Here is a 2,359-nt window from a genome sequence, read left to right on the forward strand (position 1 = left end):
AGCTCGGGGCAAGCCTGATGTACAGGTTTAACAGGCTGACAGTAGGGTCTACGACGTACCCGCCGCTGGTCTACGCGCTCGAGAGGGACGTTGTGGGTGTCTACTCAGCTAGGTGAACGCCTTTTTTCCTTGTAAACCTCAACTCCTCGACCCTGTCACTGTACCCCACTATTAGCAGGTCGGTAAACCCCTTGAAGAACCCGGTCGACACCACCCCTGGTATCGACTCTATAGTCTCGGAGAGCTCACCCAAGTCCGCGTTCTCGGGCACTCTCACATCGACAATGACTCCCCCTAGGTCCGAGACCACGGGGCCGTACTTGCCTCTCCCTGATACGCGGACGCTCGCCTCGAGACCCATCGACTTGAGCTTGCGCAGCACGACGTTGAGGGCCTGCGGGACGACCTCGACTGGTAAGGGGTGTCTCTCGCCGAGCCTCTTGACCCTCTTCGTGTAGTCCACTATGAAGACGTTGAACAGCGAACTGTAGGCCAGTATTTTTTCGAGAGTCATAGCCGCGCCTCCGCCCTTGATCATCGAGCCGTCTTCCGAGACCTCGTCGGCCCCGTCGACGTATACCTCCACGAAGTCGACAGTCGAGGCATCCAGAACTCTGAACCCCTCCTGCCTCAACAAAAGCGCTGTACTAATAGAGGACGGCACGAAAAGGACGCTCTCCCTCGCCTCAAGCCTCTTCGAGAGCTCCTCGACGAACTTTTCGACCGTGCTCCCCGTACCAACACCGACCAGCCTGTACCCTCCCTCCAGGACGATGTCGACCGCCCTATTCGCGGCGTTCCTCTTCGCGAGCTCGGTCTCCACGCAGATCGCCCTCTCACCTAGCTTTGTATTCCAGCAGGGTTGAGACGTATCTCTGTACGCACTCCCTCAAGCCCCCGGGGAGCCTCTGTATTAAGCTCATCACGTTAGACCGCGTGTTCTCGGCTATGTCCCTAACCCCCTCGAACCCGCTGTTTAGGTAGTACACGGCTCTCAGGTAGGTGGCCAGGTCGTCTGCTATCTTAACGAGAAGGGCTTCTACACTAGTAGCCGACTCCACCTCCGCGTACAGGTCTTTGAAGTGCGCGAAGCCCAGCTTGCCCAGAGCCTCCTCCTCTAGTCTCCCCACCACGTCGCCTAGTCTCTCTTTCACGGGCCTCGGTATGTCACCGGTGAGCGCCTCGGGCAGGTCGTGTATTAAGGCCATGGTCAGGGCCTTACCCTCGTCGACGTTCCCGCCGCATCCTCTAGCCTCGCGAGCGATTCTCAGAGCTAGGACGGCTACGAGGTACGAGTGAGAAGCCACATCCTCGGCGAAGGCGGCCGGCACCCCTCTGATCAGCCACCCAGCCCTGGGGATGTTGTACAAGGCCAGTAGCCTGTCCAACTCGTCTCTACTAGACAACCGACCACCCGACGGACTACTTACCTCCTCCGAACTCTAGTAACACTTCTCGCTATTAAAACAACGACTAGTAAGGCTAGGCCCAAGGCCAGGTAGGCAGCTACTTGGCTAGGTTGGAGGGTCGTAGCACCCGGGTTCTCAGGGCTCGTTGCAGGGGCAGTAGTCTGCGGAGTACTCTGCTGGGTCCACGGCGAACTCTGAAGAGTGGTAGAAGTGTTGTACGTCGTGTATCTTGGTTGCGTTGTCGTAAAGGTGGTCGTGCTCTGTAGACTGCTCGTGCTTGTTCTCTCACCCCCGCTGGTGGTTGACGACCAAGGAGGTGTTGGCAGTGCAGTAGTTACCGTTGTATGAACCGGGGTAGACGAGAACGGCGGTGCGGTAGTGGTTGTGGAGAATATAGTTGTAGTGGTACCCGTGGTCGTTGTAGCCGTCGTAGTGTGAGCGCTCTCGGTGGGGACCGTTGTGCTCGTCGTGGTAGGCGCCGTTGTCGTGGTCGCCGTTGTTGTTGTCTCGGTAACAGGTGGTGTAGTGGTGGTTGTGGTCGTGCTCGTGTTGACCTGCCCTCCGATTAACGGCGGGTATCGCACGAGAGGCTTCCAGTCCACGTTATACTCGTCGATCGTATAGGGCTGGTCGCCTACACCGTCTCCATCGGCGTCTACCCCCTTGTAGTCCGACCAGTAGTTCCCGTAGTAGGTGCTATTCCACTGGAGAACGCTGTTCTCTAACGCCACTTGCTGTACGTTGTTGATAAAGGCGTTCCCGTAAACCAACCCGCCCGAGGTGTTGTAGGCCCTCAACCCCACGGTGTTATAAGCTACTATGGTGCCGTGCATGGTGAAATTAGGGGAGGCTAAGACGACAACCCCTTCCATGTTCGACTCGACTATAGACTTGTAGATAGTCACGCTCGAGTTAACGATCTCGACCCCGGTTAGACTCCTCACCGCAAC

At 57.5% G+C, this 2,359-nt stretch carries 3 protein-coding genes; all 3 read right to left on the reverse strand.

Annotated features, from left to right (window positions below):
- Positions 1–100 precede the first annotated feature (100 nt).
- Positions 101–823 (reverse strand): ribose-5-phosphate isomerase RpiA, encoded by a 723-nt coding sequence (rpiA, locus tag ACP5VX_RS07075; protein ID WP_428725175.1) that lies wholly within the window; start codon positions 821–823, stop codon positions 101–103.
- A gap of 13 nt (positions 824–836) precedes the next feature.
- Positions 837–1,406 carry an HD domain-containing protein gene (locus tag ACP5VX_RS07080; RefSeq protein ID WP_428725176.1) on the reverse strand — a complete coding sequence of 190 codons (570 nt, stop codon included), beginning with the start codon at positions 1,404–1,406 and terminating at the stop codon, positions 837–839.
- A 20-nt stretch (positions 1,407–1,426) separates the two neighbouring features.
- Positions 1,427–2,359 (reverse strand): NosD domain-containing protein (locus ACP5VX_RS07085; RefSeq protein WP_428725177.1); only part of this gene is annotated, 933 nt, incomplete at its 5' end.

This window comes from Thermogladius sp., assembly GCF_049970955.1.
Taxonomy (GTDB): domain Archaea; phylum Thermoproteota; class Thermoprotei_A; order Sulfolobales; family Desulfurococcaceae; genus Thermogladius.